This window comes from Gammaproteobacteria bacterium (assembly GCA_022450155.1).
Lineage (GTDB): Bacteria > Pseudomonadota > Gammaproteobacteria > Arenicellales > UBA868 > REDSEA-S09-B13.
Genome location: JAKUQR010000011.1, coordinates 43273 through 67671, shown reverse-complemented (window position 1 = coordinate 67671; position 24399 = coordinate 43273). Strand labels below are relative to the sequence as shown.

The 24399-nt window shown below is 54.4% G+C and carries 26 protein-coding genes; 7 read left to right on the top strand and 19 right to left on the bottom strand.

Features of this window, described 5'->3' with window-relative positions; translation table 11 throughout:
• Window position 1: 1 nt before the first annotated feature.
• Window positions 2-835: a glucose 1-dehydrogenase gene (locus MK323_08120; protein ID MCH2482127.1), complete on the bottom strand. Its 834-nt coding sequence runs from the start codon at window positions 833-835 to the stop codon at window positions 2-4.
• 169 nt (window positions 836-1004) lie between these two features.
• Here MK323_08120 and MK323_08115 point away from each other — a divergent pair, with 169 nt between their 5' ends.
• Complete coding sequence (locus MK323_08115) at window positions 1005-2678, top strand: amidohydrolase family protein (GenBank protein MCH2482126.1); 1674 nt, start codon at window positions 1005-1007, stop codon at window positions 2676-2678.
• A 19-nt stretch (window positions 2679-2697) separates the two neighbouring features.
• Here the strand turns inward: MK323_08115 and MK323_08110 are convergent, their stop codons facing one another.
• Window positions 2698-3309, bottom strand: coding sequence for an urea carboxylase-associated family protein (locus MK323_08110; GenBank protein ID MCH2482125.1), 612 nt, complete (start codon window positions 3307-3309; stop codon window positions 2698-2700).
• A gap of 118 nt (window positions 3310-3427) precedes the next feature.
• Window positions 3428-4426: a DMT family transporter gene (locus MK323_08105; GenBank protein ID MCH2482124.1), complete on the bottom strand. Its 999-nt coding sequence runs from the start codon at window positions 4424-4426 to the stop codon at window positions 3428-3430.
• 118 nt (window positions 4427-4544) lie between these two features.
• Here MK323_08105 and MK323_08100 point away from each other — a divergent pair, with 118 nt between their 5' ends.
• Window positions 4545-5000, top strand: coding sequence for a nitroreductase family deazaflavin-dependent oxidoreductase (locus MK323_08100; GenBank protein ID MCH2482123.1), 456 nt, complete (start codon window positions 4545-4547; stop codon window positions 4998-5000).
• Between the two features lie 58 nt (window positions 5001-5058).
• Here MK323_08100 and MK323_08095 read toward each other — a convergent pair whose 3' ends face one another.
• From MK323_08095 to MK323_08085, 3 genes are read right to left on the bottom strand one after another with little or no spacing between them, the layout of a single operon-like run.
• A complete protein-coding gene (locus MK323_08095; protein ID MCH2482122.1) occupies window positions 5059-5727 on the bottom strand; it encodes a nitroreductase family protein in 669 nt (222 codons plus the stop codon).
• Window positions 5728-5779: 52 nt separating this feature from the next.
• Window positions 5780-6682, bottom strand: coding sequence for a 3-methyl-2-oxobutanoate hydroxymethyltransferase (locus MK323_08090; protein ID MCH2482121.1), 903 nt, complete (start codon window positions 6680-6682; stop codon window positions 5780-5782).
• Between the two features lie 14 nt (window positions 6683-6696).
• Window positions 6697-7521: a phytanoyl-CoA dioxygenase family protein gene (locus tag MK323_08085; GenBank protein ID MCH2482120.1), complete on the bottom strand. Its 825-nt coding sequence runs from the start codon at window positions 7519-7521 to the stop codon at window positions 6697-6699.
• 159 nt (window positions 7522-7680) lie between these two features.
• Here MK323_08085 and MK323_08080 point away from each other — a divergent pair, with 159 nt between their 5' ends.
• Window positions 7681-8745, top strand: a complete 1065-nt coding sequence (locus MK323_08080) for an LLM class flavin-dependent oxidoreductase (GenBank protein ID MCH2482119.1) — start codon at window positions 7681-7683, stop codon at window positions 8743-8745.
• On the opposite strand, the gene MK323_08075 is transcribed toward MK323_08080, so the two are convergent.
• The 9 genes from MK323_08075 to MK323_08035 all read right to left on the bottom strand — a co-directional run bounded on the left by MK323_08075 (window position 8742) and on the right by MK323_08035 (window position 15876).
• Window positions 8742-9836 (bottom strand): LLM class flavin-dependent oxidoreductase, encoded by a 1095-nt coding sequence (locus tag MK323_08075; GenBank protein MCH2482118.1) that lies wholly within the window; start codon window positions 9834-9836, stop codon window positions 8742-8744. The two genes, MK323_08080 and MK323_08075, sit on opposite strands and share 4 nt — an antisense overlap.
• A 4-nt stretch (window positions 9837-9840) precedes the next feature.
• Entirely contained in the window at window positions 9841-10863 is a 1023-nt protein-coding gene (locus tag MK323_08070) for an isopenicillin N synthase family oxygenase (GenBank protein MCH2482117.1), read from the bottom strand.
• 108 nt (window positions 10864-10971) lie between these two features.
• Window positions 10972-12120 (bottom strand): cobalamin-independent methionine synthase II family protein, encoded by a 1149-nt coding sequence (locus MK323_08065; GenBank protein MCH2482116.1) that lies wholly within the window; start codon window positions 12118-12120, stop codon window positions 10972-10974.
• A gap of 37 nt (window positions 12121-12157) precedes the next feature.
• The gene (locus MK323_08060; protein ID MCH2482115.1) at window positions 12158-12496 is read right to left on the bottom strand and encodes a Lin0512 family protein; all 339 of its coding nucleotides are present in this window, start codon (window positions 12494-12496) and stop codon (window positions 12158-12160) included.
• A 372-nt stretch (window positions 12497-12868) separates the two neighbouring features.
• Window positions 12869-13807, bottom strand: coding sequence for an acetamidase/formamidase family protein (locus tag MK323_08055; GenBank protein MCH2482114.1), 939 nt, complete (start codon window positions 13805-13807; stop codon window positions 12869-12871).
• 24 nt (window positions 13808-13831) lie between these two features.
• Entirely contained in the window at window positions 13832-14248 is a 417-nt protein-coding gene (locus MK323_08050) for a DUF423 domain-containing protein (GenBank protein ID MCH2482113.1), read from the bottom strand.
• 87 nt (window positions 14249-14335) lie between these two features.
• Complete coding sequence (locus MK323_08045; protein MCH2482112.1) at window positions 14336-14749, bottom strand: GFA family protein; 414 nt, start codon at window positions 14747-14749, stop codon at window positions 14336-14338.
• Between the two features lie 113 nt (window positions 14750-14862).
• A complete protein-coding gene (locus tag MK323_08040) occupies window positions 14863-15597 on the bottom strand; it encodes a dienelactone hydrolase family protein (GenBank protein MCH2482111.1) in 735 nt (244 codons plus the stop codon).
• Between the two features lie 66 nt (window positions 15598-15663).
• Entirely contained in the window at window positions 15664-15876 is a 213-nt protein-coding gene (locus tag MK323_08035; GenBank protein ID MCH2482110.1) for a hypothetical protein, read from the bottom strand.
• Window positions 15877-16084: 208 nt separating this feature from the next.
• Here MK323_08035 and MK323_08030 point away from each other — a divergent pair, with 208 nt between their 5' ends.
• Window positions 16085-16699, top strand: coding sequence for a hypothetical protein (locus MK323_08030; protein ID MCH2482109.1), 615 nt, complete (start codon window positions 16085-16087; stop codon window positions 16697-16699).
• Between the two features lie 174 nt (window positions 16700-16873).
• On the opposite strand, the gene MK323_08025 is transcribed toward MK323_08030, so the two are convergent.
• Together MK323_08025 and MK323_08020 are read right to left on the bottom strand one after the other, a co-directional pair.
• Window positions 16874-17593: a transporter substrate-binding domain-containing protein gene (locus MK323_08025; GenBank protein ID MCH2482108.1), complete on the bottom strand. Its 720-nt coding sequence runs from the start codon at window positions 17591-17593 to the stop codon at window positions 16874-16876.
• A 216-nt stretch (window positions 17594-17809) separates the two neighbouring features.
• Window positions 17810-18982 (bottom strand): MFS transporter, encoded by a 1173-nt coding sequence (locus tag MK323_08020; protein MCH2482107.1) that lies wholly within the window; start codon window positions 18980-18982, stop codon window positions 17810-17812.
• 131 nt (window positions 18983-19113) lie between these two features.
• Between MK323_08020 and MK323_08015 the strand changes: the two genes are divergently transcribed.
• Genes MK323_08015 through MK323_08005 form a run of 3 tightly spaced genes read left to right on the top strand, consistent with a single transcriptional unit; the run spans window position 19114 to window position 21187 of the window.
• Complete coding sequence (locus MK323_08015; GenBank protein MCH2482106.1) at window positions 19114-19980, top strand: TauD/TfdA family dioxygenase; 867 nt, start codon at window positions 19114-19116, stop codon at window positions 19978-19980.
• A gap of 30 nt (window positions 19981-20010) precedes the next feature.
• The gene (locus MK323_08010) at window positions 20011-20919 is read left to right on the top strand and encodes an amidohydrolase family protein (protein ID MCH2482105.1); all 909 of its coding nucleotides are present in this window, start codon (window positions 20011-20013) and stop codon (window positions 20917-20919) included.
• A gap of 49 nt (window positions 20920-20968) precedes the next feature.
• Window positions 20969-21187, top strand: coding sequence for a GNAT family N-acetyltransferase (locus tag MK323_08005; GenBank protein MCH2482104.1), 219 nt, complete (start codon window positions 20969-20971; stop codon window positions 21185-21187).
• A gap of 10 nt (window positions 21188-21197) precedes the next feature.
• Here the strand turns inward: MK323_08005 and MK323_08000 are convergent, their stop codons facing one another.
• Both MK323_08000 and MK323_07995 read right to left on the bottom strand, forming a co-directional pair.
• The gene (locus MK323_08000; protein MCH2482103.1) at window positions 21198-22316 is read right to left on the bottom strand and encodes an alanine racemase; all 1119 of its coding nucleotides are present in this window, start codon (window positions 22314-22316) and stop codon (window positions 21198-21200) included.
• Window positions 22309-24372: an NAD(P)-binding protein gene (locus MK323_07995; protein MCH2482102.1), complete on the bottom strand. Its 2064-nt coding sequence runs from the start codon at window positions 24370-24372 to the stop codon at window positions 22309-22311. Before MK323_07995 ends, MK323_08000 begins: the two co-directional genes overlap by 8 nt.
• Window positions 24373-24399 lie beyond the last annotated feature (27 nt).

The window sequence follows — 24399 nt, the reverse complement described above, 5'->3', positions numbered from 1 at the left end:
GTTATTCCGACCGGCTCGTTACGCCTTTAGGGCTAGCGATCCGACCGCCATCAACAACATATTGCGCACCGGTAACGTTACTCGACAGATCAGAACACAAAAACAACACCACATTGGCAACTTCTGTTGCCTTACCATAACGCCCAAGCGGTATGCTCGATTCATAGCCTATCCGTACCGCGCTGGGATCGTCCACATTTACCTGTGCCGCAAGTTCATGGATCATGCGGGTATCGATTGGGCCTGGGCAAACTGCGTTAACACGCACTCCCTCACCGGATACCTCTCCGGCGGCAACTTTTGTCAGGCCAATCACGGCGTGCTTCGATGCCACATACGCGGGCATACCAGGAGAACCAACCAGCCCTGCGATCGAGGCCATATTTACAACGGTTCCAGCACCCTGCTTGAGCATCACTGGCAGGACATGCCGAAGACCAAGAAACACCCCCTTTACATTGACCGCAATGACACTGTCGAATACATCTTCGTCATATTCAGCGGTAGGGGCAACACGCCCCTCGATTCCCGCATTATTAAAAAAACAGTCGATGCGGCCATGTTTCTGCAAAGTGGCTTCGACATAGGCCTGCACATCACCCGTACGGGTCACATCGGCGCATACATCAAATGCGGATTTTTTGCTTTCTTTGATAAGCCGTACGGTTTCAACAGCTGCAGCGCTGTCCTTATCCACAACCACGACTGCGGCGCCTCTCTCGGCAAATCCGAGGGCTGTCGCACGACCAATTCCGTTGCCGCCCCCGGTCACCAATGCTACTTTGCCTGTGAAGTCCATAACGAAGTCCTCGGTCAGAAAAGTTCTGTTCAGCATAGCGGTACAAAGACTGCTTATGCTACCCCTTTTATACGCAAGAAGTTAAACAAGTTACCGGGTATCTGAGTTACATTTAGGGTCGGTTTCAATGCTGTAGTCGATGTTGACGAATCGCAGTCAACGACTTACGCCCAGTGGGTACGCATTCATTCACGAGGAGAATCCAGTGGGATACGACGTGCTAATCAAGAATGGAACACTGATCGATGGCACTGGCAGTCCAGCCCGGCATGGGAGCATCGCCATCACCAACGGCCAGATAGTAGAGGTGGGCGACATTGATAGTGGGGCAACACAGATTATCGATGCCGACGGTGCAGTCGTGGCCCCAGGATTTATCGACCCTCACACCCACTATGATGCACAGATCTGCTGGGACGGTGCAGTCACACCTTCGTCCTGGCACGGTGTCACCAGTGTGGTCGTAGGAAATTGCGGGGTTGGAATTGCCCCGTGCAGACCGGAATCCCGCGACATCGCGATGCATGATCTGGTCAATGTTGAAGCCATTCCGTACGACGTCCTGGAAGAAGGCATCACCTGGGACTGGGAAACCTTTCCCGAATATATGAATGCTGCAGAACGCCGCGCACCCACTCTGAATCTGGCATTCCTGGCGCCACTTACACCTTTTCGTCACTACGTGATGGGTACAGAATCACTGGAGCGTGCTGCAACGCCCGAGGAGACTCGCGACATCCAGGCGCTTCTTGGCGAAGCGATGGACGTCGGTGCCTTCGGCTTCTCAAGTACCATCCTGAACCAACATCTGGGTTTTCAAGGCCGACCTCTCGCCTGCCGGAATGCAAGCAGGGATGAACTTAAAGCCTATGCCAATGTCTTGAAGGTCCGCGGCAAAGGCGCAATCGAAATAGCACTCACACGCCAGATCGGCGTGCTGGAGGAAGAACAATGTGAACTCCTCGACTTCCTCCTCGACCATAGCGGTCGCCCGGTAACCTTCATCGCACTGTTTGACCGGGACGACATCTCTGAAGCCGTTCGAGACACGTTACGACGGGCCGCACCGATGATCAAGAAAGGGGCTCGACCACAGACGTCGCCCTTACCTCTGACCCGCGAAATCAACATGCGTAGCCCATTCTCCTTCGCCGCTTTCCCGTCCTGGAAACGATTGTTCGAGAACACGTCGAAACAGGCGCAGATAGCGGTCTATAAAGACCGAGCATTTCGAGATCAGTTCCGGGAAGAACTCAAAAACCCGCTTACATTCGGTAACTGGGAGCGCATCACCCTGCACGAGGCACAATCCGACTCTCTGAAATCCCTGGAGGGATTGACTGTGGCTGAAATGGCACGCGCTCAGGGAAAGGACGCCGTGGACACTTTCCTGGATACTGCAATCGCTGATGATCTCTCCTGCGAGTTCACCATGGCCTCGTTCAATACCCGGGTAGACCGTGTGGCCGAACTCCTCAATGACCCCAGCATTCTGATCGGTCTCGGTGATGGAGGTGCCCATGTCGACATGTTGTGCGATTGTGGCTATCCCACCTACCTTTTAGGAACGTGGGTCCGTGAACGCGGGGTACTGTCAATTGAACAGGCCGTCCGCCGACTCACATCGGACCCCGCTGATTTTTTCGGCATCAGTGACCGCGGTCGATTACACCCTGGCCTGGCCGCTGACATTGTTATTTTTGATCCAGAAACCGTCGGGTCCGGGAACCGGGGAGAACGACGCTACGATCTGCCCGGTGGTGGCAAACGGATGGTCATGCCTTCACAGGGTGTGCAGTACACCCTGGTCAATGGAGACGTAGTCTATGCCGATGGCCAGATTGTGGGCAGCGGTTCGGGTCGGATTCTGCGGGCTTGACTGCATATCCTCTCAGGGATCAAGCCGGCGTGTCAATGACCTGAAAGTGAGCCTCCGTTGGTATGGTATGCCGACCGTTGATCGGCAGAATGTCCTGCGGACATGCAGAAAACGCGACGATGACATCCTGCTCAGCACGCAGTACAACATAGTCACCGGGTTTGGTGACCGGCGCCTCGAACGACAGTGCGCCTTCTTGTGTCCAGGGAATATTCATAAAAAGATTCAGCGGCGACGGCACCCAAGCAGCTTGCGCACCCAACTCCTTCATGCCGGATCGAAGGTTATCCGCACAGTTATCATGATAGTCCGTACAACCCAATAGACCGTAACGCTCATTGTCACAGGCGGCCATCAGCGTATCGTGAATTCCGGCGGAAGTGTCTTCCTCGACCGTCAGTATGGGCCTTCGCCGGTTCGAAAGGTAACAGTCCCCGACATCCGCTATGAGTTTTTGCAGGGTCGCGCGGGTTGCATCCATCGACATGAACTCACTCATGTCTCCCGCGTTAAATGCCCAGGTGTCGACCACCTGCTCACCGTGGGTATTGATTACTTTGACTGCCTGCCCTTGACGGATGGATACAGCTTTGCCGCCACGGGCTGGAATAGTCACGGTCTCGTTTGTCATAGCGGCTCTCCTGTCAGGCCAAAGTCGAATAAATAATATCTGTTAAGAGTTTAACACTTGCCTGCAGAACAACATCCCAATAAACCTATGGCTTTTCGAACGTTGTGTCCTACGATTGTCATGTCTGGCGTTCATTGTGATTCACATGCATGAGTGCCCACATCCCGGCACTGAATATCATTCCAATACCCACCCACGATATCAGATCAGGCCAGTCTCCAAAAAACAGGATACTCCAGAGTATGGCAAAAGGAAGTGAGGTGTACTCAAACGGTGCCAACAGACTGGCCTCACCGAGCCGATAACCCTGAGAGATAAGATAAGCACCGAGGCCGCTAAGAATACCGATACCCGACAGCAGTACAAGATCCCGACCAGACGGCCAAACCCAGGCTCGCAATAGAAAATCTATCGTTGGATCGTCGTGTACCGTAAAACGTCCATCACCCACCAACACGCCAATCAAGGCACTGATCGCAATGAACATCAATTGGGTGTAAACAGCCATCGAAGAAGCGCTCTCGCTTCTGCCGAGATACCGAGACAGGATCTGAAACGTGGCGTAACAGAGCGCAGCAAGCACCGGCAGAAGCATCATCGGATTAAAAAGACTGGTGCCAGGCCGCATCATGATCAAGGTGCCTGCCAACCCGACCCCGACAGCACTCCACCGCCAGGCACTAACTTTCTCACGCAGAAAAATTGCCGCAAATATGGTGATAATTAGTGGTGCAACGAATACCAGCGCAACGGTCTCCCCCAGGGGAAGCGTGGCAAGCCCGGTAAAAAAAAGCAGGTTGGCCATGACCACACAGAATCCTCGCACCAGATGCAGCAGCAACCGATTGGTACGAAGTGTTTCAAGCCCGCCGTCGAAAGGAACAAACACTACCAGTGTAAACACGATCCCGATCACAGCTCGAATGAGAACGATCTGGTGGAGCGCGTAATCCCCGCTGAGATACTTGATCACGGTGTCCGTAGTGGTAAAACACGATACCCCACCCATGACACAGAGAATTCCAGTCAACTGGGAGTTGGTACGCAGATTTTGAAATCGAGTAAATATCACCGATGGATGGTCTGAGTGATTGATCCGAAATACGTAAGGCGTCATTGGCCAGAGTCCAGAGGGGCGCCATTGTATAGCTTCTATCTCTATTGCGAGCCATTGGCAGGTATCTTCTATACTTCAGTGCAACCGTCTGGATGATTGACAACTGAGGAACCCGATCATGACTGACCCCATCAAACAAGCAAGCACTGACGGTTGGATTGCCAACCATCGAAAACAGTACCAGACTGATCCTGCTGCCGGCCATATGTGGGACGCCAAAAGACCTGGCAGCACCGGCCCGGTGCCCACACTGTTGCTGACAACACGTGGACGCCGAACCGGCGATGAGTCCATCATGCCACTGATTTACGACCGGACCGGTAGCGACTATGTTGTCATCGCATCAAAAGGTGGCGCCTCCAGACACCCCGGCTGGTACCACAATCTGATGGCACAGAACGAAGTCACTGTGCAGGTGATCGATGATATTTTTAAGGCCCGAACACGTGTCGCAAAAGATGAGGAACGCGAAGCCATCTGGAATAAAATGGTTGGGATCTACCCGCCCTATGCGGACTACCAAGAAAAAACAGAGCGGGAAATTCCGGTCGTGATCCTGGAGAAAATTACCTGATTCTGCTGCTTATTGCCAATCAGTTGCTCAATTTTCTCAAGCCGCAGATTGATGACATTCAGTTGATCCCGAAGGGTTCACCGTCGAACTGCTCACGAGTCACCATCTCCTCGACGGGCAGGCGCTTAAGTTTCGTGAGTTGCTTGACCGGCCGACCCAGAGGAATTACCGCAGCGACCGCAAACTCAGTCGGAATATTGAAGAGTGCCTGAACCTCTGATTCAGCAGCAGCAGCCAGGGTCGTGATCGTGCCGCCGAATCCTTCATGACGGGCTGCCATCAGTATGTTCCAGACAAAAGGATAGATCGATGCTCCGCTGATCACACCAACTCGATCAAGGTGCTGATCGGTTGAGGCGACCACCTTCAAGTCGACGACAACGATCAGCACCACATCGGCGGATGTGTACGGTTCAATCAGTCTTGAAGGTGCTGGCGTCGCTTCGATTTCCTCAGGAGTCACCTTGGTCGGAATGACGCTGTTCCATGGCCCTTCCCCAACTTTTCCCTGGGCGGTGTAGTGTTTGGCTGCTGGTTCCACGAGCTCGGCGATCTGTTTACGTTTCGTTAAGTCTCTGACTACAATAACTCGATTGCCTTGCCGATTCCCACCACTGGGTGAGAATCGAGCATTCTCCAGGATCTTATACAACACCGCATCCGGTACAGCGTCACCAGTGTAATCCCGGGCCGCAAAAGTCGTTCTCATCGTGTCGTAAAGTTCCATCGATTATCCCCTTCTACTGTTGGTGGCCCTTTTTTAGTCAGCTGATCCCGGGTTACTCAGCATGATCTACTGCGTGCGTAAAGGTCTCAATCAAATCATCGGGTGCATCAATCACATGTATAGGCTCTGGAAACCGGCTCTGCTGAACATCATCGATAAATTCCTTAAATCCAGTTACTCGTTCGGCCTGCATCTCCTGTGTCATCTTGTACAGCTGTCTATACTGTTTAGAATGCCTTGGGTATGGTGGTGGGTTATTGCCGAGAATGTCCTCGGCAAACAGAAACTGAATATCGCCGCCGCTACCGGCGCCGATAGACGAAGTCAACAAGGTGGTTCGCTTACTGATCTCGGTCAGAAGTTTTTCGGGTATCACTTCGATCTCAACCGCGTATGCCCCGGCGTCTTCCAGTGCCTTGATCTCCTGATAAACCCACATCGCTTCTTCGAGTGTCTTGCCCACAGCTCGCAGACCCCCGGTCCAGGTACTTTTCCTCGGCACCAGCCCCGCATGGCCCTGTACTGGCACACCTCCTTCAGCCGCTGCACTCACAAAACGCGGGCTCCATTGGCACATGATCGCATCTGCACCCATCGCCATCGCATCGTAGGCCAACCGCACCGCATCGGCTTCACTGGCAGCCGCAACCAGAGGCACGGAAAATGCCATGAATGTGTTGGGTGCTGCACGCCGGATTGCTGCAGCGAGGTCGGGGTGTGAAGGGTCAAACCGTACCTTCATGGTGTCTATACCAGCCTCTTCAGCCGCTACGGCTTCTTCAACTGAAAACGGCAGCGTTTCGACCAGCACCTTATGACCCTTCTGATCGCGCAGATCCTTTACGGTGTAGTTTCGGGTGCCGTAGGCGCCACCCAGCGTCATGATGCGTTTCAACCCCCGCTTGGTGGCATCTCTGGGTGGGATACCGCCATCACCTGTTGCATGGCTCGCCATGGATTTTCTCCTGGTTACAGTAAAGCACCGGAGTTACGGTAAAGCACCGGAAAATCTTCACCCTCAAAGGGCATACCATCTTCGTAGTCGAGATCAGGGAAATCTGGTGATGTCTTGCCTGGCCGTTTAACAAATGTGGCATCATCACCCACCCAGCGAACTGAAACTACTCTTCTTCTAGCAGGAGAATGATTCCCTGGAGCACCGTGCAGTGTACGGAAATTAAAGGCAATCGCATCACCGGGCTCTACGGCCCAACCGCGTATGTCAAATGCCTCGCGATCGGCATCAATATCAGGCATCCCTTCATTCTGATCATTGGCATACAAATCCGTTCCGTCAAAGCGCTTTGGGGTGAAGTCCTTGCCCCAGCGATGTGACCCGGCGACATACTCGATGCTGCGGTCCCTTGAAACCGGGTCGACCGGTACCCAGAAGCTCACAGACTGAGATCCCTCAACCAGGTAATACGGCTGATCATGGTGCCAGGGGGTGACAACCGCGTTACCGGGCTCTTTAACAAGGATATGATCGTGAAAAATGCGGGCTGTGTACGAACGCATCAGCTGTGCAGCGATCTGGGCCATCGGTGACGACTCAACCACTGCGCGATACCCTGCAAACTTTGACCAGACACAGTAATCCTGGAAGAACTCACTTTCTCCGCCTTCTTCGGGTCGGTAAGTCCGTTCCCGCCAGCTCGGATTACGCTTATTCTGCTCTATCGCCTCGCGTACGCCTTCGACCCAGGGTGTAAAAACATCTCTCAACAGAACCACACCTTCGACCTGAAAGTCTTCGATACTCGCTTTAGACACTGCCACGTCTGTTCTGCTCATCATAAATGACCTTAACACTGCACATCTACAGGGGATACAGGATAAATTGTACACCGTCTACAGGTGTGCTCTAATGAGATCGAGTCACCGACTTGACTCTACCTGTCTAGGCAATAATCAGACTGCCCGCGAGCCCGGATCAGCGGAGGTAACACGAAGATGAATTTCGGCGTCCTGTTTACATCGCACCCTCATACCGATCTGGAACCCTATCCGCATCGTGATGTCCATGCCCGAACCACAGCTGAAATCCTGGAAGCGGACCGACTCGGTTATGACATCGCCTGGATCGCGGAGCACCATTTCAGTAATGGCTATGGCATTCTGCCGGACCCTTTCACCTATATCGGCTATCTGGCAGCACAGACCGAGCATATCAAACTCGGTACCGCAGTCATGACACTACCGCTCTATAACCCGGTGCGGGTTGTTGAGAACGCTGCGTTTGCCGATATTCTGAGTGACGGCCGTTTCATTCTGGGCCTGGGTTCAGGCTACCGCCCCTATGAGTTCGAGGGCATGGGTGTACCGTTTGATGAGCGCCGTGACATTCAGGAGGAGGCACTCGAGATCGTGCTCAACGCACTGCACAGTCGTCGAATCAAACATCACGGCAAGTATTTCAATCTCGATGTATCAGGCGACTACGAGATTTTTCCTGCAAGCCTGCAGACGCCCCACGTGCCCCTCTACCTTGCAGCCGGAACCGACCGTTCAATCGGTGTGGCTGCCCATCATGGTTGCGGTCTGATGCTGTCAACCCTGCCGGCTTTCGACAGGGTCGCGATCCAGACGGAGTTTTATCGTACCGCATTGAACGATGCCCCGGAAAAATGGCGAGGGAACCCGGCTTGCGGTCACATCGACCAGGCCCGATGGGTCTATGTCGCCGAATCAGACGCAAAAGCAAAAGAAGACAGTGCCGCCGGCCTGGTACACCATATCAAGAACTTCATGGCCAAAAACGCGGCCGGTTATCTCGGTGCTGTGTCCGAAAAAGATCAAGGCGGTGAACTTGACTACGACGAACTGGCAGAGACCACTTTGTTACATGGCAGTCCGGACACAGTGATCCGGCGCCTTCAACAGTTACAGGAGATGACAGGCATTACGTCGCTGGTCTTGCACTATCCGCCGTACTACGGAATAGACAATACACTGAAAAGCCTGCGCCTTTTTGCCGAAGAAGTGATACCGGCTTTTCGGATTGAGGCCGCGGCCTAAGCAACAACCGACTGCGCGCTAGACTGTCCGTTATTCAATTCAGTTAACGGCCCGAGTTCTTTCTCGACCATCGGCTTTATGTGGGTCTGGAATTTCTCAATCGATGTCAATGCCTTTTTGAAAGACGATGCGCCGACCTGAAAGTGAAACATCATATGCGAGGGACGTGCCACCCGGATCTCGGTGCATAACCTTTCTGCAATCGTTTCACAATCACCCACCAGCAGATTGTCGACGGCCTCGTCGATTGTGGGCTCGTTGGGTGCCGGCTGCTCAATCAGCATTGCGCCATCCACGACCTCTTCTCGACGTCGCAAGTTGGAAGCGAGTCTCATCTGGTGCCGGGCGTTGTCTACGTACGCCAACGCTTCCTGGCGATTGTCCACCACACACAGAAAACGCTGTATGCCAAGCGGCATCTGATCAGGTTCAAGACCTTCAGCGACCCACGATTTCTCTATCGTGCGGCGCATATCTGACAGATAGTCAGGCCCCATCAACCGTCCGGTAAACAACGGTACGTAGCCACGGCGGGCTGCCAGGCGGTGCAGGACCGGGTTATCCCCCGCGAGCCACACCTCCGGTCTTTCCCCCAACGGCTGCGCGCTGATATGTGTTTCGGGCAACTGAAAATACTCACCGTTGAACTTGAATGTTTCCCGTGTGAAGGCAAGATCGAACATATCCATGAACTCTTCCATGATTTTTTTCGACTGCTCCAGGTCTTTTCCGAAGCGATCGAATTCATAAGGCTGATAACCGCTGCCGATACCCAGGACCAACCGCCCATCACACATGGCATCCGCCATACCAATCTCCGCAAGGAGCCTGGGCGGGTCATACAGTGGCACCACGACCACTGCCGTACCCAAGCGAATCCGCGTGGTCACCGGTGCACAGTGCGCGATCATCATCAGGGGCGATGGACATACACAATAATTCGAGAAATGATGTTCGGCAAACCAAGCAACTTCGTAACCCAGTTCATCAGCAAGCTGTGTCTGTTCGGTCGCCTCTTTGACCAAGCGGTGAGTCGGTGTCGAGTTTTCCCGATACCGGTATCCCATCAGATTGAAGATCCCAAATTCCATCGCTTCAGCCTCCGTTTTCCGCAAGCCCATAGGGCTCATTGTCACCGGCACCGGCTGCAAAGCGGCTCGTCCGGTAGTCATGTACCGAAATTGGCGCATATCTCGGCGGATTGTCCAGATTACTGCAGGTCGGCAGGCACTCCACCATCGCGTTGTATCGCGGTCCGACAAAAAACCCGATTGAAAGTCGCCTTGAAAGCTCATCGGCACCAGCAGGCGGTAACACTACTCTGTGAGATGTAGAGACAAGCCGATCATTGCTCCAGCGCATCAGCAAATCACCAATATTGAGAATGTACGAATCATCGACTGCCGGTGCGTCGGCCCAGCCGCCATCACGCATTTTGATCTGAAGGCCGCCAGGAACCGGATCATTACGCAGAATGGTCATCATACCAACATCAGTATGCGCCCCGGCCCGCAACTGTCCCGGCTCAGCATCTCCTCTAACCGCCGGATAGTGCAACAGCCTGAGCTGACTGGTGTGCGTGTGATCAAGAATATCTGCAAAGGTATCACCCGGAAGTGAAAGTGAAATCGCCAGAGCCTCGGCGATGGTCCGCATGAGAGCCTCCATCTTTTCCCAGTAGGCCAGCATGCAGGAGCGTAGATTGATTGGGGCAACAGGCCAAAGATTGGGCGCAAAACTCGGGTAGCTGCCAGGTCCGGTAAAGTAAGGTTCATCTGGAATATTATCCGGCCCGATAGCGAAAACTTCCTTGTAATCAGGTGGGCTGCTTCCACCGGCCATGCGAACAAGCGTTTCCTCTCCATAAGGAATGTAGCCCCGATTCTGATCATTCTTCGGTCGACGAATAACCAATTTTTCTTCCAGCGGCAAATCGAAAAACCGCAGCGCAGCGTCGCGCAGCTCGGCGCCAATAATCGGGTCAATACCATGCCCGGCGACGACAGCAAAACCCAGCGTCTGCGCAGCTGAACCCAGCTCCATTGCGACCTTGATCTTTGCGCCCGGGTCACCCGAGATAATGGGCGCCAGGTCAATGACTGGAATGCGGTCTGCCATTTGCTAATGATCCTACTTTCAGAAACCCTGTGTGCTGTCTCTTCATTATCACGACACTGCTGTAATGTCATATATCATCGCGCAGCATACCAGTTCAACACGACCCAACTACCACAAACGGTCACTGGCCAAGGCAGCACCTTCGACCAGGGCGCCCAGCTTGGCCCAGGCGATGTCCGGATCGACAGCGGGTCGCTCTGCAAAGGTTGCAAAGCCGCAGTCGGCACCAGCAATGACGCGTTCACGTCCGACTTTACTGGCATAGGCGCAGATCCGCTGTGCAACCAGTTCCGGATGTTCGATGAAATTGGAGGTCGAATCGATCACACCTGGAATGATTATCTTTCCATCGGGCAGCGGATAGCGATCGAAAACAGTCCACTCATGTCCATGGCGGGGATTTGCACCCTCGATAGAGATGGCATGTGGCCGAGCCGTGTACACCAGATCAAGAATATCGGACAGCTCAATGTCATGATGATGTGGACCGGAGTAGTTTCCCCAGCACAGGTGGAGGCGCATCGATTCTGGCGGGATATCTGTGGTAGCAGCGTTGAGCACCTCGATGTGCCGGGCCGCGATCTTTCGAAATTCAGCCACAGATTTTTTCCGATAGACCACATGACGACCCATGGCGAGGTCAGGGCAGTCCAGCTGCAGGATAGCGCCGGATGCAACAATGGCCTCATACTCGGCCTTAAGAATTTCCGCCAGCGCTTCAAGGTAGGCATCGTGGTCAGGATAGTACTGGTTTTGCAGAAATACCGTGACCACACCTGGTGAGGACGCGGTCAGAAATCCTTCCATCGGCTGATGTGCTTTTACTGCTGCGCTGAAGTTGGCGAGATCTTTTTGCAGCACGGTGTCATCACGCACTGAAAGCGGGCCATCACAGGCGGGGCCCTGCAGGCTGCGCTCTGTGCCGCCCTGCTCGACCAGCCGACGCGCATAGCCAATGAAATCCAGCAGATCACCGGCTGCACGATTTTCTCGGGCAGTACCATTGAAACCGTTCAAGCGGTCCTTGAGATAGGTCGCATAACTGATCTTGCTCATCTCACCATCACTGACCAGATCTATTTTTGCAGCCACCTGACGGGCGACAACTTCGTCTACAGCAACCGACACACACTGATCGAACGCTAGCTGATCATAAGGTTCACCCTGATCTTTCTTATGCAGCAATGCGCCTAGGCTATCCGACCTGGGCAGACTGCCGACATGGGTTGTAAGAATTCGTTCAGTTGAAGTTTTCATCACTCGGGTTTTAACCGTCACCGGAACGACCGCTTAGTTACTCCTCGAAACATACCAGAACAGCAGCATTTGCGATAACGATTGCATCGTCGCCAGCTTCATTGGGCACTTCCAGACCACCCGGCCTGACTTCGACCGTGACCGAGCCGTACGGCAACTCTGATGCAACAGCTTCCGAATCCACTGCACTGGGCTCAGTTACACCAATAACCAGCGTAATGCGCATGTCTTCCCGCGACTTGTTCGTCGCCTGAAAAAAATGAAGACTCGAGTGACGGATTGCATCCGAGACGGCCCGACGGGCCGCATTCGTATAATCTCGGCCATGTACATCCACCCCCATACCCATTTCAGTCACATATCGTTTAAGTGCCATTTAATTTCACCTTTGTAACCGTGTCGTCGAACTGCCCACGTACTGGTCACTGGATCATCCAAATCGATTTCCAGGCCCTCCCATCATAGCAACCAACCGAAACACAGCCCACCCATTGCCACAGTGCCAGGTTCGCTCTACACTTGAGGCCCGACGAACAACTTAGAAGGAGGTGATCACATGTCTAGTGATATGCGTATATTCCCAGTGGACTTTGGTGTTTTATCGGAACTTAAGAGCAACCTCCTGAGCTAAGAACAGCACCCTATCCAGTGATAGTGTTCACTGGGATGACCAATCACGGCGCCCACTTCGGTGGGCGTCTTTTGTTGTGACTGCCATTCGTGTCATGTCTAGCAGCCAACCTGCGGTTTAATCAAACACAATTTTCGGAAAATACAGCGACACGACCCAGTTGGGCTGATCGACGATTTCGCTTATCCGGAGGTCTGCACACACACTGCAAAGCATATAGGCTTCAACGGCCGAGATACCCTGCTGCGTGCTCAATAGATCGATCATCCCGCTCACGGCATCCCGGGCTCCCTGCATCAGGTCGTCACCGATTCCAGTGGTGACCTGATAACCCTTCAGATCAAAATGGCTTGTGACGGGACCTGTGGTCTCGTATCGTGGAAATGCCAAAGGCGTCTGCTTAATCAGCTCGAAGCTCAGGCCCACAGACATCGGACTCTCAATTGCAGTGCCACAGACCTCCCCGTCACCCTGGGCGGCGTGGGTGTCACCAATAGAGAACAAAGCCCCCGCTACTTCCACCGGCAGATACAACACACTGCCAGCGCAGAGATCGCGAATGTCCATGTTGCCACCGACTCGACGCGGTGGCACAACACTGTGCAGTCCATCAGCCGCCGGCGCTACGCCAATCGTTCCACAGAATGGTTTCAACGGAACACGGCCACCCGGCCCATAGGCAGCAGGTGACAGAGCATTCGGATCATAGCTCCAGGTGTGTAGCGCAGGCTCCGTAAACTGATCGGCCAGCAGACCGAACCCGGGGATTACCGCCGTCCAGCCCCAACCAGAGGGAGCGAAATGATCGATGGTCACTTTGAGAATATCCCCCGGATCGGCACCGTCGACCCGGATCGGACCGGTGACAGGGTTGACCTTCTCAAAGTCGAGTACCGACACATCTCCCACCCTCGAATTCACCGTCAGCTGGCCACCTGATGAGTCGACTGTATCGATTTCCATCGAGTCACCCGGCGCCACGGTGATCACTGGCAGGAATGAATTATCCCAGCCAAAATGGTGGTGCTTGGCGTGAATTGTGTGGGTGCCTGTCACTAAACTCTCTCTGTTCCGAGACTGCTATCGGCCCCTGTGCCGGCGATACATCTGCCATGACCGTATTCCCAACAGTATCCAGCCGATAATCAATAGAGAACCGCCAAGCGGGGTAATTTTGATGATAGGTCGAAATCCAGTCACGCTGTACACCAGCAGGCTGCCGGAAAAAATAAACACACCGACTGCAAGACACCAGCCGACCGACTGGAATTTCTGCGTCGGAAATCGTTCGACCAGTAACGCAACCACCGCGAGCATCAAGGCGTGGTAGAAGAGATATTCTTCGGCTCGCTGAAATCGGCCCGCAACATCCGAATCTGTCAAAAGATCCTGCCACAAATGGGCACCGAGACTGCCGGCTAGCAATCCCAAAGTGCCCAACACAGCTGCCAGAATTAGAAAGACGTTCATCAAAAACTGTTTTTCGGCTTCAAGCAAGATGACCCGTTCATGAGCAATCTCCTGTGCTCGGGAATCCTATATGACGCCGTGAACCCTTCAGACCTGTTGAACATCCTAGCGCAATTAAAGCTGCGGTTGTCGGTCGACCTTCGGAATTGACGACAGATCAGCGACCCAGTCCTGTTCGGAACGGCACCACACCTGCACTTTAGGTACCAACTCATTGCGTTGAGTCACCGTACCGACCCGCAAGCCGAAGAACTTGGAGTCGTCATCCTCGGTTCGCGCATAGATCCGGGTCCCACATTCCGGACAAAACGCGAGTGCCCGCAGTGTACCGCTGTCAGCTGTTTTCTGATAAGTCTTGAGTTCCCCTGTTCGCAGCTGAAACTGGTTATCGGCAATCCCTACCACCACACCAAAGGCGGTACCGGAATGGGTCTGACAATCTGTGCAGTGGCAAACCGCCACCTTTTCAGGGTCAACTTCTGCTTCGTAAGTGATATATCCGCATAAGCAACCGCCATCAACCTTCATTCGACTCTCCTCAGGCAAAGTTGGTAAAAGTCGCCCCGCTCAACTGCATAGTCGCCAGTTTGGGGGAAAGATTGCCCTGGTAGCGACAATGTACTGGCCGAGCAGACTCAAACCTATTGTTTTTTGAGTGTGCGATCAAACAAGCAGTGCAGCAGTTCCCAGTGACGTTCTGCTGCCTCTTTGTCGAACTTGGCACGGTTGGGAAACACAAACCCATGGTGTGCGCCATCGATCCACTCGCAATGGGCATTGGTTCCTGCCGCTTCGAACGCACCGACCAGCCGATCGTAATGTGCCCGGTCCACATAGGCATCATGCTCGGCTGCCATAACCAAGATCTCACCCTTCATTTCCGCTGCCCGGGTGTGTGGAGAATCCTCGGCATCCACGGCAAGGCGCACCCCGTGGATCGAAGCAGCCGATTTCACCACCTCCGGAAATTCTGCAGCGATCCACAATGCAAAGGGCCCGCTCATGCAATACCCGGTAACGCCGACCCGGCTGGCATCCGCAACAGCATCGGCGTCTGCATGGGCCAGCATCGCAGCAGCATCCTGAGCAACCAGACGATTGTCAAGATTCGACATCAGATCGAACATCTGCTCGGTACTGGCGGGGTCTTCCCGATGCACCGTAAACGAGCGGACATCGCGATAGTAGAGATTGGAAAGCACGACGTAGTAGCCCGTTGCACTGATCCGCCGGGCCATGTCGTGCAATTCTTCACGCTTTCCAGGCGCATCGATTAAAAACAGCACAACAGGAAATGGTCCACCGGACTCGGGATAGGTGATGAAGGTGGCCATCTGGCCGTCATCAGTCGCAATATCAATATGGTGTTCAATCATCCGTAGATCATACCTCCGTAAAGCCTGTCGTTTTCAGTAATCTTTCCCTGACACGCAATCCAACCGCTAACCGGCTTCAGCAACAATACCTTTACAGATCCAGGCCGAGGCGAGAAAGGACCGGAACCCGTCCGGCTTGCCACTTAGAAACACATCCAGAATAGCCTGCCCGGGCACGGTACCGACGTAGTTCAAAAATGAAGTCGCCAACCGGGTGCTGAAACGACCCATGATCTGATGGTAACCCTGCGCATGAACCGCTTTAAATGTACTGACCATAGTTGCTGTACCTTAACCAAAGTGGCGACATGCGTGGGGGGTCATTTATCCCCTATCAGGCCAGTGGCTTCGGTACCAATCAGTATACTAAAAGTCCTAAGTACAACCTTAAACCGATTACGATCATCACCACGGTGGTGTAACATAACTCATGCAGGTTAAACACCTGGCGTAGCGATCAATCCAACAACAGCAGGAGGATATAACTATGGCCGATGCCAATTATTTTGTGATTACCGTGGCTAAATGTGACCCCACTTATGTAGCGACTGCGATGGAACAGATCGGAAGTGTCATCGATGACCTTAAATCCAAAGCCGGTGCAATCGTTGTCCGGGCAGGCATCATCACCACCGGAGAACAAGCCGGCTCATTGGCTTTGTTCCAGGCCTACGAAGGAATGGACGGATTTGAAAAAGCGCTGGATGTGTATGCTGCGTCTTCGGATTATGCAGCGATGATGGCCAGCGGCAAGGTCAGCGTGGTCATGCGAAACCTCCTCAAAATACATGCCGTGCCCTTTGACCAGAATACGACCAAAACTCCCAAGTTCATTGTACTCACGCGAGTTACTGCAGCCGATACCATGATTGACACTGTCACTCAGCTGGCACCCATCTTTGCGGATGGCGGTGCACTCACGCTGCGCTACGGGACACTGGTAACCGGCAGCAATGCGGGCAACCGCTTACTCGGCGTCACCTATCCATCGATGGCGGCGATCGAGAAAACCTACGACGCACTGACCGCCGATGCGGCCTACCAGGCAGCACTTTCGAGTTTCAATGTCAATCTGCGGGCGATTGTGCGGGTTATGATGTAGTCGTTGTATCAGAACTCGTTACCAGAACGACAAACTAAATTGAAGCGGTGTAACCGATACCGGTTGCACCGCTTTTGCTTTCTCAACTGAAACACACCCAGTTTGTGGCGACGTACTTAAGTGGCATCGATTCACGGTCCTGAATCTGAAAGCTGGATCACCGGTCACTGATCGTCAACTTGCTACCAAAAGGCCATCCACCTGATGACGTGCGATCAGTTCGGTAATCAGGCCGCTGGCTTTGGCTTCTGCAACAAAATCCCGCAGGTAGGCCGCGCCCGCGGTTCGATCGGAAGGGGTACCCACGGCCTGCTGTACCGCGGTAAACCGGCCGTCGAGTATGCGCGCATTTTCAATCTGCACCACGTCCGAGAGCAGACGCGGTCTCAGTCCAGCCAGCGCGTCCAGTCCTTCGCCAACAAAAAGATCGAACGAGCCGTCAATCCCTTCAGCCCTGATCAGCTCTGCATGCTGCAGATTTCGACTGAGATAAAGATCGTAGGCACTGCGCGCGGCTATCGCGATCCGGACACCAGGCTGATCGACCTCCGAAATCGTCCGGATATCTGAATCACCAGACACCAGATAGGTTGCCTCTATCTCAACATACGGCTCGGTAAATTCGATGTGTTCAGCGCGAGCCGGTTCCACAGCAATCAGTCCGATATCCCAGACGCCCTCCACGGCAGCATCAGCCAGGGGCCCGGGTCGTTCAAACGGTACGTACGAAACACCCACGCCCAGACTGTCCGCGATCGCCGCCGCGAGATCCGGCGCCACACCCTGGGGGTCACCATTGTCGGCCCTTGAGCTCACTAGCAGGAAGTTGGCCAGATTAATCGCGGCACGCAGGGTGCCAGTCGGTGCGAGTTCTGTGACTACATTGTTGGACATTTAACGGACTCCTGATCTGTCAGCGTCGACGATTGTAGAAATTTTAAGATTATTAATCGAGGGGGTGTGCAGGCAGATCAGACAACTTTTCACAGCGCACCTGGACCATCGAATGACGTAGTTCCTCTTTTAAAAAAGTCATAGCATGTTCGCAGCCCGGCTGGCCAGCTAAGGTGTTATCTGGAACCCAAGCACATTGTGAAGCATCGTTATACCCTATTGACCAACCCGGTTCAGGCCAGCCTGTAATCGCCCACACATACCCAGCGGCAGCAGTGTCACCCCCGCCATTATCGCCACGGCAGTACCCACACTGTAAAAATCACTGATCATGCCAAATCCCACCGGACCGGCGACAGACGCACCATTCGCCATGCTGTAGATCAGCGCAAACCCACGCGACTGGCGGGCTTCATCCACAAATTGACTGACTGAGCCATAGGTGATGGTCGACGACCCCTGTAACACGATGCCCACCAGGGGCAGCAAACAAAACGCCGCAACTGGCGGCAACAGGATGACACCCACAATCCCTACAGCAGTGAATACCTCGACCAGAAACAAAGAACGAACCACCCCCATGTGTGCCGACAGATGACCACAGGCATATTTTCCGATTACCCCCCCCGCGAGCGTTGCCACAACCGCGAAGGCGGCCAAACCGGCGGGTATGTTTTTCTCAATCATCAGAAATGCAACAAACACTAAAAACCCGTCCTGTACGGCAATGTCGAAAAACACTATTGCAGCCAACCATCGAAATCCTGAACGGTCAGTAATACCCCAGCTGGCTGTGGTGCTTGGGTTCCTGGCCTGGATCGACTCACCACCTTTGGAGCGCAGTCGTCGCAGAACCAGCCACAGTACAGCCGAGGCAAGCAGTGCCAGAACCCCATAACCGCTGACAACCGTCTGCCAGGCAATGCCCACACCGAACAGCAGGCTCGCAACGGCTGTAAACAACAACTTGCCGGCATCACCACTGGCGTTATAGGTGCCGAGCGCCACACGCCGACTGGGACCGTCGTATACCCGACTGATCAGCGCAGAACTCAGGGAGTGTTGAAATGCCGCGCCCGTACCGGCGATCAACAGCGCAAACAACACACCATAAAAGCTGTTGGCAGTCGACAATATCCCGTAACCCAGACCTGCCGCAATCAATCCAAACACCAAAAGGCGTTGTTCTCCAAAGCGCTCAGACAAGATACCGGCCGGAATTTCCAGCACCCACATCATGCCGCTATAGACTGCCCGCACGGTCCCCACCTGGGCGTAACTCAGGCCCAGACTCTGCGCGAGTATGGGTAGCAGCACGTAGACCGTAGATGTAAGTCCATCCTGAGTCGCGTGCACACCAGCACTCACTGCCAGGGTTTGTTTCTTCACTGTCTGCATGTCGAGGATATCAAGGGAAAATCGCTTAGTGAATCACGCTCATGTGCTGAATATTCTCCTATAATGACATCAGTCTCCCAGCGACTGCCAACGGTTATGCTGCCTGATCAAAGGACCACCTGATGCCAACTGAAATCACGCCTCTGAATGCACCACTGGGTGCTTGCGTGCGCGGTACGCGCCTCAAAGGTAATATTAACCCGAACGATTTTCAGACTATCCAGCAAGCACTTCTGGACCACCACCTGCTGCTGTTCCCGGACCAAGACATTACGGAAGCCGAACAGGTAGGCTTCAGCGGCCTTTTCGGCGAACTCGAGATTCATCCATCCAAAGAACACCGCTCCTCAGTACAGCAGGAGATCTATCGCGTCTCGAACGTGAACGAGGATGGCCAGATCTTTTCGGTGGACAGCTACCAAGCCAAGTACCTGACCGGTACACGGATCTGGCATACCGACAGTTCATTTCGGGCGATCCCGAGCCTGGGCTCTCTGCTGCGTGCCGCCGAAGTGCCGCCTGAAGGCGGGGAGACCTATTTCTGCAATTTACACACGGCCTATGAAACCCTTCCCCAGCACCTCAAGGAGTTGGTCGATACTCACCATGCGGTGCACAGCTATGACTACATACAGACCCTGGTGTTTGGTGAAAAAGCACATTCGTTAGAACAGCATGAGGAACTGGTGCAGGAGCACCCCATGACACGGTCACACCCTGTGACCGGCCGCACCGCACTGTATATCAGCCCGCATACCATCTCTGAGATCGTTGGCCTGTCTGCTGAAGAAAGCCGACCGATCCTCGAAGAAATCTATGAATTTGCGACGCAAGACCGATTTGTCTACGAGCATCACTGGACACAGAATGATGTAATCATGTGGGACAACCGGTGCACCATGCACTCCGTAGCGTCCTACGATTCCGCTCGATACCGGCGCGTGATGCTGCGCGCAACAGTGTCTGGTGACGCACCTGTATTCCGTTGACCACATCGTCAGGCGTTCTAGTCTTTCGCAATGGTTGAAGACATTGAGATCATTGATGCTCACCATCATCTGTGGGATCTTGATCAGGGCCATTATCCGTTCTTAACAGACCAGCCTGAACCGGACTTTTTCCTGGGCGATTATTCTGCCCTACGGTGTAATTACCTCCCTCGCGACTACCGTAGAGATTCCGCTGGGCACAACATCATCGCCACTGTGCACTGCGAGGCCGAACGCGAGCGCACCGACCAGATCGGTGAAACGCTCTGGCTTAAACAGATCGCGGCAACGCACGGCATGCCCACTGCGATCGTTGCCCATGCCTGGTTTGATACGCCCGATGCGGAAGACATCATCGCGCAACAGGCAGAACGGTCCATGGTGCGCGGTATCCGTTCAAAACCCAGAACAGGGAATGCGCCCGGCGTATTGTCCCCCGATGCCCCCGGTACCATGGGTGATCCGCTGTGGCGTCGCGGCCTGAGGCTGCTCGAAAAATATGACCTGAGCTACGACCTGAGAGTACCCGTGTGGCATCTCAAAGAGGCCGTGGACATCACCCGGCTGATTCCCCAGACATCAGTCATTATCAACCACACGGGTTTCCCATGGGACCGCAGCCAAACCGGTATGACCCTTTGGCGCGATGCCATGCAGGCAATGGCGAATGAGCCAAACACCGTGGTCAAACTCTCAGAACTGGGATTAAAGAACGATCCCTGGCGGTATGAAGAAAACCGTGCGATTGTACTGGAAGCTATCGAACTGTTCGGGCCACACCGCTGCATGTTTGCAAGCAACTTTCCGGTTGCTGGCCTTCGGATACCGTTTGACGATCTCTTTCGTGCCTACAAAAAAATGGTCGCGGACTTTTCACTCGACGAGAAAAGAATGCTCTTCCACGATACCGCTGCGCGGGTGTACCGGCTGGACCTCTGAACCGACCAGTCCTATTCCATAACAACAATAATCAGCGCAACGAAGCGACTTGTCCGTAGCTGTCCAAGCCATACAGGAGTACGGCTTCACCGTGGTGGGTCTGAAACGGATGGTATCAACGATCGATCCAAACAACACCCGGTCGATCCGAGTCGCAGAGAAAATCGGGCCGCATTACGAGAAGGACGCCTTTATCGAGGGTTATGTCGATCGGGTCTATGTCATCGAGCAACAAGACCAGCCTGACCTCAGTACTTCTTCCCCTTAGCCGCTGTCGTTTATTGCAGCTTACCGCGGCCGATGACCGGCCATACCGTTTCAACAAGACCGTCACGGACACCGTAGAGATATTCGTGAAGAAATATCGCCGAGTCCGAGTAACCAGGCACAAATTCAATGGTGTCACCGACCCGCGGCTGCGGTGTCCCTTTTGACAAAGTGATAATACCGTGCTCGGCGGAGAATTTGATTGACGCACAATCTGAAATATTCCGCAGTTCCGGATCCGGCGATACATTGCCAGTGGCTTTGAATCCGGCATCACAGATGATTCGATCTGCAGTGGGGCGGCTGGTCACCGTCGACAGTACCGTCAGAGCCGATTCGACCTCTACGCCAAAACTCTTGCGATAACGGACACAACCATAGATCCCTCCGCCGGCTTCAATCTCAGTGATTCCCGGCGCAAACGCGCTGATCCAATAGGTGCCGCTGCCCCCGCAACTCACGATGTCGACGGGTATACCTGTGCATCGGATACGCTCGGCAGTGTCGTTCAACTGAGAAAGCGCTATTAGAATCTGACGTTTTTTTTCATCCGTGTCCGAAATCGCCACGGTGTGAGACTCCCAGGTCTGAAGACCGACAAACCGAATGTTTCCAAGCCCTGAAACCTGGCTTGCCAGTTCGACCGCAGCAGCGCCGGGCTGAATACCTGCGCGGCCCATGCCCACATCGACTTCTACCAGCACCCGGGGTCGTACACCAGCAGCACGAGCTGCCTTGTCGATCTGCTGGGCATTGTCCAGCTGGTCTACACAGACCATGATATCTGCCCGTTTGCACAGGTCGACGAGACGGGCGATTTTCTTCGCGCCGACAATCTCGTTGGCGACGAGAATGTCCGTGATCCCACCGTCGGCCATCACTTCGGCCTCACCCAGTTTGGCGCACGTTACACCGTGAGCACCCGCGTCAAGACACAAGCGGGCGAGATCAGGGTTCTTCATGGCCTTGGTGTGGGGTCGCCAACCGACGCCGGCCTCACCAATAATTGTTTTGCTCATTTTCAGGATGTTCCGTTCAAGGACATCCAGGTCCAGCAGCAGTACTGGCGTATCTAGTACCTCTTTTCCGGCACCGATGTACTGGTCGATAGCGTTCTGCTGATCAGCCATCAGCGATTTCGACACGCTCTAGTCTGAAAGGCACCTCGTCGGTGATCTCGGCGAAGGGCTCACGCGCACACCGATGTCCCGACCAGACTGCAGCCGCGATGGTGCCCGGTGCATAGCAGTCTCCAATTCGGACAATCCGTCGGGGCTCGCCATCACCATCGGCCACCTCTGTCTGAACGAGATCGGTATAGAGAGCATCGTTGGCCGTCAGTGCAGTGACCAGGACCACCGATGTACAGGCAATAGACGAGACCCGGTCGGTATAGGTACACCGTAACTCAACCACATCAGCGCCAATACTGACCAGGCTGTGGGCGGCAACAATCCGAATGCCGGCCTCCATGAGTCGGGCCTGGACCCGACTCTGCTCGAGGGTGTAAGTCGTAAATGCCGACGCAACTACTTCAGGCGTCACCAGAACGACTTCCGTTCCCAGGGCCCGCAATCGCTCCGAAATTACACCGCCCATGTAGTAATGATCATCATCGAAAACGACTACTGGGCCTTCGGGTTCAGCACCGTTCATGATGTCATCTGGCGTATAGACGTTACCACGATCAGCTCCCGGCACCATGGCCCTGTCCGTACGGCCGAATCCATCCCGGCGCCAGGTCGCCCCGGTCGCCACTACCACTAGGCTGCAGCGAGTTTCGAATACAGCCGCTGCATTCATCTGGCTTTCCCGGTAGACCGCAACATTGGGCATCTTTTCGATCTGCCCAGTCCGCCAGTCTCTGACCCGGGCCCAGGTCGAAAGCCCTGGAAACGTGGTCTCCCGGGTGACCCGCCCGCCCAGGTCTCGGGTGGCTTCTGCCAGCATCACGTCGTAACCGCGCTGGCCAAAAGCACGGGCGGCTTCCAGCCCGGCCGGGCCGGCACCCACCACCAAAACGCTGTCGTCCGTATCTTTGGCAGGGATGCGCTCGGGATGCCAGCCCCGGCGCCATTCTTCGCTTCGGGTCGGGTTCTGGGTACAGCGCATGGGTGTGTTCAGGTTGTTACCGGAAACGCAGATGTTGCAGCCGATACATTCGCGGATATCGTCGGGACGGTTCTGCTCGATTTTGTTGGGAAGGAATGGGTCAGCAATAGCCGGACGGGCTGCGCCGATGAAGTCGAGCACACCTCGCTTGATCTGCGACACCATGGTATCCGGCGACGTAAACCGACCTACCCCGACCACGGGTTTGCTGGTCACCGATTTTACGAAGTCGACGTACGGCTCCTGGTAACCTTCCTCTGCAAAACGGGAAGTCATGGAATCGTTGTTCCAGTCGCTCACATTGACATCCCACAGATCGGGCAACTCTGCGAGAATTTCAATGATCTCACGGCCGTCCCCCGCAGAGGTGATGCCTTTGTCGCCAAGCAGTTCATCGACTGCCAACCGCACCGCCACGGCACAGGTGTCGCCGACTTCGTCTCGCACCTCTTCAATGCACTCTCGGAACAGTCGGACCCGGTTTTCAACACTGCCGCCATACTCATCACTGCGCGTATTGATCCGTGGCGAGAGAAACTCTAACAGCAGGGTAATGTCATGACCGGCATAGACATAAACGATATCAAACCCGGCCTGCTTGGCCAGTCGGGCAGCGCGCCGGTGCCATTGGCGGAAACTGGCGATGTCACGCTTATCCATTGCCCTTGCGTGCACAGGATATGGACCCTGAACTGGTGTGTTGACTGGTGAAAGGGGGATCTCCCGTCCGATATGGTTGGGCGAGTAACTGCCGTTGTGAACCAGCTCGCACGCTGCCAGGGCACCGTGCTGGTGCACCAGGTCGGTCATGCGTGCATGAAACGGGATATCGCGCTCATCCCACAACCGTACCTGGGAGCGCATGTCGGCACTGTAGTGAATATCACACTGCTCAGTGCTCACCACAGCCCATCCGCCTTCGGCGTTGGTGGCGCGGATATGGGCGCTGACAGACGGATAGTTCCGACCCGCGCCGGTACAGTGCGGTACCTGGTAAAACCGGTTACGCGCAGTCAGTGGTCCGATCTTGACCGGCTCAAATAACACTGCATATGGATCTTGTGCTTGGATCATACGGATACTGCGTATTCAGGCGTTGGC